General features: G+C 71.3%; 5 protein-coding genes. All 5 read left to right on the forward strand.

Annotated elements, in window-relative coordinates:
* Window positions 1–43 precede the first annotated feature (43 nt).
* The 5 genes from argH (at window position 44) to tyrS (ending at window position 6594) form a co-directional block, all read left to right on the forward strand.
* The gene (argH, locus tag KVA01_RS09110; RefSeq protein ID WP_068470862.1) at window positions 44–1489 is read left to right on the forward strand and encodes an argininosuccinate lyase; all 1446 of its coding nucleotides are present in this window, start codon (window positions 44–46) and stop codon (window positions 1487–1489) included.
* Complete coding sequence (locus KVA01_RS09115) at window positions 1486–2196, forward strand: DNA-3-methyladenine glycosylase (RefSeq protein WP_141269870.1); 711 nt, start codon at window positions 1486–1488, stop codon at window positions 2194–2196. Before argH ends, KVA01_RS09115 begins: the two co-directional genes overlap by 4 nt.
* Window positions 2197–2308: 112 nt before the next feature.
* Window positions 2309–2836, forward strand: a complete 528-nt coding sequence (locus KVA01_RS09120) for an adenine phosphoribosyltransferase (protein ID WP_141269872.1) — start codon at window positions 2309–2311, stop codon at window positions 2834–2836.
* Window positions 2837–2924: 88 nt separating this feature from the next.
* Complete coding sequence (locus KVA01_RS09125) at window positions 2925–5186, forward strand: HelD family protein (protein WP_233438828.1); 2262 nt, start codon at window positions 2925–2927, stop codon at window positions 5184–5186.
* Between the two features lie 100 nt (window positions 5187–5286).
* The gene (gene tyrS, locus KVA01_RS09130; RefSeq protein WP_141269876.1) at window positions 5287–6594 is read left to right on the forward strand and encodes a tyrosine--tRNA ligase; all 1308 of its coding nucleotides are present in this window, start codon (window positions 5287–5289) and stop codon (window positions 6592–6594) included.
* Window positions 6595–6973: the final 379 nt, after the last annotated feature.

Raw genomic sequence — 6973 nt, forward strand, 5'->3', positions numbered from 1 at the left:
CACGTCGTCGTCCTCACCATCCACCACCGTCCCGAGGAGCACCATGGCCCAGCACGAGCAGCACGGAACCAACGAGGGCGCCCTGTGGGGTGGCCGCTTCGCCGGGGGACCGGCGGACGCCCTGGCCGCGCTGAGCAAGTCCACCCAGTTCGACTGGCGGCTCGCGCCGTACGACATCGCTGGCTCACGCGCCCACGCCCGGGTGCTGCACACGGCGGGGCTGCTCACGGCGGACGAGCTGAGCGGGATGATCGACGCCCTGGACCGCCTGGAGGCGGACGTGCGCAGCGGCGCCTACGTCCCGGCGGCGTCCGACGAGGACGTCCATGGCTGCCTCGAGCGCGGACTGATCGAGCGGGCCGGGGCCGCGCTGGGCGGCAAGCTGCGGGCCGGGCGCTCGCGCAACGACCAGATCGCCACGCTGGGGCGCATGTACCTGCGCGACCACGCCTCGATCATCGCCCGCAACCTGCTGAACGTCGTGCGGGCGCTCGTGGACCAGGCGCGCCGCCACCCCTACGCCCCGATGCCCGGGCGCACGCACCTGCAGCACGCGCAGCCGGTGCTGCTGTCCCACCACCTGCTCGCGCACGCGTGGGCCGTGCTGCGCGACGTCGAACGGCTCGTGGACTGGGACGCCCGCGCGGCGGTCTCCCCGTACGGCTCCGGCGCGCTCGCGGGCTCGTCCCTGGGGCTGGACCCGAACGCCGTCGCCGCCGAGCTGGGGTTCGACTCCGCGGTCTTCAACTCGATCGACGGCACGGCCGCCCGGGACGTGTACGCGGAGTTCGCGTGGGTCTGCGCGATGGCCGCCGTGGACATCTCCCGCATGAGCGAGGAGGTCACCACGTGGGCCACCAAGGAGTTCTCGTTCGTCACGCTCGACGACGCCTACTCGACCGGCTCCTCGATCATGCCGCAGAAGAAGAACCCGGACGTCGCGGAGCTCGCGCGCGGCAAGGCGGGCCGTCTGATCGGCGACCTCGCCGGTCTGCTCGCCACGCTGAAGGGTCTCCCGCTCGCCTACAACCGCGACCTGCAGGAGGACAAGGAGCCGGTCTTCGACGCGATCGACCAGCTCGAGGTGCTGCTGCCGGCGGTCGCCGGGATGATGGGAACCCTCGAGTTCCACGCTGAGCGCCTCGCCGAGCTGGCCCCGCAGGGCTTCGCGCTCGCCACGGACGTCGCCGAGTGGCTCGTGCGCCAGGGCGTGCCGTTCCGAGAGGCCCACGAGATCTCCGGGGACGCCGTGCGGGTGTGCGAGGAGCACGGCATCGAGCTGTGGGACCTCACGGACGAGCAGTTCGCGCAGATCTCCCCGCACCTCACGCCGGGCGTCCGCGAGGTGCTCACCGTGGAAGGCTCCCTGTCCTCGCGCAACTCGCAGGGTGGCACTGCTCTGGAGGCCGTGGCGCAGCAGCTCGCGGCGCTCGAGGACCGGATGGCCGCGCTGTCGGCGTTCGAGACCCGCGAACCCGTCGTCTCGTGACGCCCGGGCTGCACGAGCTGCTGCTCGGGCCCGCTCCGGAGGTCGCGCCGGGACTGCTCGGGTCGGTGTTCGTGTGCGTGCGTCCGGACGGCGCGGTGGCCCTGCGCATCACCGAGCTGGAGGCCTACGGCGGGCCCCACGACTCGGACCTGCCGGACCCCGGGGCGCACACCTACCGAGGCAGGACGGCGCGTAACGCGTCCATGTTCGAGGCACCGGGCCGCATCTACGTCTACTTCACGTACGGCCTGCACCACGCGGTGAACTTCGTGTGCCGCGACGAGGGCGTGGGCGGTGGGATCCTCGTGCGCTCCGGCGAGGTCGTGCTGGGTCACGACGCCGCCGTGGACCGCAGGCTCGCCACCCGCAGCACCGCGCCCGCGGACGCCGCTCTGGCACGCGGGCCCGGCAACGTGGCGCGCGCCCTCGGCCTCTCGCGGGAGGACGACGGCGCCGCGCTCGCGGACCTCGGCCGTCACGGTGATCCCGTGGCCGCCGTCCGTGCCGCCGTGGACCGCGCGCCGGAACCGTCGTGGACGGGACTGGCCCTGCCCGCGGACCCCGCGGGCGACGTCGTCGTGACACCGCGGACGGGCGTCACCGGACCCGGCGGGAGCGAAGAGTTCCCGTGGCGCTACGCCCTGGCGGGGGAGCCGTCGGTCTCGCCGTACCGCAAGGCCACCGTCAAGCGGCGCCGCACGCGGTGAATCCGGAGCGAGTGGCTCCGGACGTGCTGACGACGGCCCCGGGCGCGGCGGGGCCGGACGTCCGTGCGCGGAGGCGTCGGGAGGCCGCACGGTCGGCGGATACCATGGGCGGGTGACTGAATCCGTTGAACAGATGATCGACCGGTTGTGCGAGAAGATCCCGGACCACCCCGAGCCGGGGGTGCTCTTCCGCGACCTCACACCGCTGTTCGCGGACGGAGCAGGCTTCCACCGCACGGTGGACGCGCTCGTGGATGCCTTCCGGGGCCAGTACGACTGCGTGGCCGGCGTCGAGGCCCGGGGGTTCATGATCGCCGCCGCGGTCGCGTACGCCTCCGGCGTGGGGATCATCCCGGTGCGCAAGGCGGGGAAGCTGCCCCGCGAGGTGCTCTCCCAGTCCTACGACCTGGAGTACGGCACGGGCACCCTGGAGATCCACACGGACGACGCCCCGCGCGGCTCGCGCGTCCTGGTGCTCGACGACGTCCTGGCCACCGGCGGGACGCTGGGCGCGGCGTCGGCGCTGCTGACCCGCGGCGGCTACAACGTCGCCGGCTTCGGCGTGATCATGGAGCTCACTGCCCTGCGCGGCCGCACGCAGCTGGGTGGCCACCGGGTCCGCGCGCTGCTGCGCGTGTGAGCGGGCTGGTGGAATGCACCGGACGGTAGGATGGACGATCGCCGGTTGAGCGACCGGTCCCGTCGGCAGTGTGCGTGAGGTGAAGTTCGTGGAGGAATCCGCAGCGGTGGAAGTGCCGCGGCAGCTCGAGGCAGAGCGCCGCTACGTGCGGGGGGCCTACGCCCGCCTGGACGAGTTGCGGGAGTTCAACGACCAGGAGCTGCGCCGCGTCCGCACCACCCAGTTCGGCGGCGGTCACCAGGCCCGCTCCGAGCGGGACGCCTTCGCCGGTCACTACGAGGACCGGCTCGCCCAGCTCAACTCGGTGGACGAGCGGCTGGTCTTCGGACGCTTGGACACCGTGGACGGCGAACGCCACTACGTGGGCCGCCTCGGACTGGCCACGGAGGACCACCAGAGGCTCGTCCTGGACTGGCGCGCCCGCGAGGCCGGCGCCTTCTACCAGGCGACCGCCGCGAGTCCCATGGACCTCGTGCGGCGGCGCCACCTCATCATGGACGGCCGCGAGGTCACGGCGCTGGAGGACGACGTCCTCGTGCCGGAGGCCGTCGCGGACGAAGACGTCGTGCACGGCGAGGGCGCCCTGATGGCGGCCCTGAACTCCGAGCGCACCGGTCGCATGACCGACATCGTCGCCACGATCCAGTCCGAGCAGGACCGCATCATCCGGGCCCCGCTGTCCGGTGTGCGCGTGGTCCAGGGCGGACCCGGCACCGGCAAGACCGCCGTGGCGCTGCACCGTGCCGCGTTCCTGCTCTACGAGTACCGGGAACGCCTCGCGAAGTCCGGCGTGCTGATCGTGGGCCCGTCCTCCTCCTTCCTCTGGTACATCGAGCGCGTGCTGCCGGCGCTGGGCGAGACCGGCGTGGTGATGTCCTCGCTGGCGGACCTCTACCCGGGGGTACACGGCACCGTCGAGGAGGACCCGTGGGTCGCCCGCTGGAAGTCCGGGCTGCACATGGTGGACGTGGTCCGGCGAGCGGTCGCCGACCGGCAGAAGATCCCCGAGCGCACGCAGTGGCTCTCCGTGGACGGCCACGACGTCAAGCTCGACCCCGCCCTGGTCCGCCGGGCGCGGGAGAAGGCCCGCGCCACGGGCAAGCCGCACAACGAGGCCCGCGAGACCTTCGTCAAGGTCGTCGTCAAGGAGCTCGCGGACACCCTGGGTGCGGAGCTCAACGAGAAGGCCGGGTCCACGATGGACCGCTCCTACCTGCGGGAGGACCTGCGTCAGAACCGCGAGGTGCGTGTTGCGCTCAACCTCCTGTGGCTGCCGCTGACCCCGCAGCAGCTCGTCTCTCAGCTCTTCGGCAAGGAGCGCTACCTGCGCTCGGCGGCGCGCGGACTCACGGACGAGCAGGTCGCGCGCCTGCTGCGCCCCGTGGACGCACCCCTCACGGTGGCGGACGTGCCGTTGCTCGACGAGGCCGCGGAGCTGCTCGGCGACTTTGCCAGTGCCGGGATCAAGGTGCGGGGCGACCGCGCGCTCGAGGAGCGCAAGGCGCAGGAGTCCGCGCAGAAGGCCCTGGAAACCATGGCCGAGGGCTTCGAGGACATCGGCGCCCAGGGCGTCGTGACGGTCGAGCAGCTCACGGCCTTCAACGCCGAGGCGCCGCACCGTGTGACCGCGGCCGAGGCGGCGTCGTCGGACCGTACGTGGGCCTACGGCCACGTGGTCGTGGACGAGGCGCAGGAGCTCTCGCCCATGCAGTGGCGCGTGCTGATGCGCCGCTGCCCCCTGAAGTCATTCACGGTCGTGGGCGACATCGCCCAGGCTGGCAATGCGGCCGCCGCGACCACGTGGCAGGGTGCGCTGGAGCCCTTCGTGGGGGAGCGCTTCACCCTCGAGGAGCTCACGGTCAACTACCGCACGCCGCAGCCCATCGCGGACGCCGCGGTGCGGGTGGCGCGCGCGGCCGGGCTCACGGTCTCGCAGCCCACCGCCGTGCGGGACGGGCAACCCCCGGTCCTGCTCACCGCGGACTCGGACGAGCAGGTGGTCGAGCGCGTGGTGGCGTCCGTGGCCGAGGAGCTCGAGCTGCTCTCGGGCGGACTGGTGGGCGTGGTGTGCCCGGAACGCCGCATTGCCGCCGTCGGCTCGGCGCTGGAGAGCGCCTTCCCCGGTCTGGTGGCCGCGGGTATGCGCAGCCTCGACCGGCGCATCATGCTGCTGACCCCGTGGGACGCCAAGGGCCTGGAGTTCGACTCCGTGGTGGTCGTGGAGCCCGCCGAGGTCGCCGCGGACCCCTCCGGAGGCCCCGGCAACCTGTACGTCGCCATGACCCGGCCCACCCAGCGCCTCCACCTCGTGGCGGCCCACGGCATGCCGGACGGCGTGGTCGCGCCGTAGGTGCTCGCGGCCACGCACGGCGCGGTGCGGCGGCGGAGGGCGACGACGACCCCGTCGGGCCCAGTTCGTGGCGTCTCGGCGACCTGATAACTTGGTCCCCGTGTCGACCACAGATCTCACCTCGCAGCACAACGACCCCTCCTTCACGTCCCTGTGGGACGAGCTGAACTGGCGCGGACTCATCCAGGTCTCCACGGACCCGGAGGCGTTGCGCGAGGCGATCGACGGCGACCCGATCACGTACTACTGCGGCTTCGACCCCACGGCGTCGTCCCTACACCTGGGACACCTCGTCCAGCTGCTGCTGCTGCGGCGGCTGCAGCTCGCCGGCCACCACCCGCTGGGACTCGTGGGAGGCTCCACGGGTCTGATCGGCGACCCGCGTCAGACCTCCGAGCGCGTCCTCAACTCGCGCGAGACCGTCGCGCAGTGGGTGGACCTGCTGCGGGCACAGGTGCAGCGCTTCCTGTCCTTCGAGGGGGAGAACCCCGCGCGGATGGTCAACAACCTGGACTGGACGTCCAAGCTCTCGGCCATCGACTTCCTGCGGGACATCGGCAAGAACTTCCGCGTGGGCACGATGATCAAGAAGGACATCGTCGCCAAGCGCCTGAACTCGGAGGAGGGCATCTCCTACACCGAGTTCAGCTACCAGATCCTGCAGGGACTGGACTACCTGAACCTTTACCGCGAGTACGACTGCGTGCTGCAGACCGGCGGCTCCGACCAGTGGGGCAACCTCACCTCCGGCACGGAGCTCGTCCGCAAGACAGAGGGGGCCACGGTCCACGCCATCGGAACCCCTCTCATCACCAACTCGGACGGCACCAAGTTCGGCAAGTCGGAGGGCAACGCCATCTGGCTCAACCCCGAGCTGACCTCGCCGTACGCGTTCTACCAGTTCTGGCTCAACACCGCGGACGCGGACGTCGTGGACCGGCTCAAGGTCTTCACCTTCCGCACCAGAAAGGAGATCGAGGAGCTGGGGCGTCTCACGGAGGAGGAGCCGTACCGCCGTGAGGCGCAGAAGGTGCTGGCCGCGGACGTCAACACTCTCGTGCACGGGCCCGAGGCCACGCGCAAGGCCATCGAGGCCTCCGCTGCCGTCTTCGGCAAGGGTTCCTTTGAGGACCTGGACGAGGAGACCCTTTCCTCCGTCGCGGCAGAACTGCCGCACGCGACGGTGCCGGCGGGGGAGCACCCGGTCGCGGAGCTGCTCGTCGCCACGGGACTCTCCGAGTCCAAGTCCGCGGCACGCCGGACGCTCAAGGAGGGCGGGGTCTCCGTGAACAGCCGCAAGGTTGCCGGTGAGGACGCCACCGTGAGCGAGGCGGACCTGCTGCACGGGCGGTTCGCGCTGCTGCGCCGGGGCAAGAAGAACCTGGCGGCGGTGACGTTCGAGGCATGACCTTGGAGGACTGAGCACCCTGCCATGCCGGGTGTCACCGGCAGCACCTCACACGGGGCCGGCGCTTTTGCGCCGGCCCCGTGTCGTGTGTAATGTATTCCGAGTCGTCGCGACGAGGAACCGCAAGGAACCGAAGCGCGGCGGGTGACCGGCAAAGATCAGCCCGAGACACTCGGACCTCGTTCATGCTACGGTTACCGAGCTCCGGAACGAGCAGAGCGAATCAACGTGAACAGTCAAGTTGACACGCCGAGCAGACCGGAACTACGATGTACGAGCTGCTTCAGACGGGCAACGGCCCGGCAAAGCAGCCACAAGCAGGACCGGGCCCAGACCGGTCGCTCAACCAAACGGATGCGGGCTTTCCGACACCCGGTCG

It is taken from the genome of Kocuria varians (assembly GCF_006539885.1).
Lineage (GTDB): Bacteria > Actinomycetota > Actinomycetes > Actinomycetales > Micrococcaceae > Kocuria > Kocuria varians.

What these genes read in the sequence shown, in the direction of transcription:
- argH (WP_068470862.1), top strand. Translation starts at nt 44, where the DNA reads ATGGCCCAGCACGAGCAGCACGGAACCAACGAGGGCGCCCTGTGGGGT.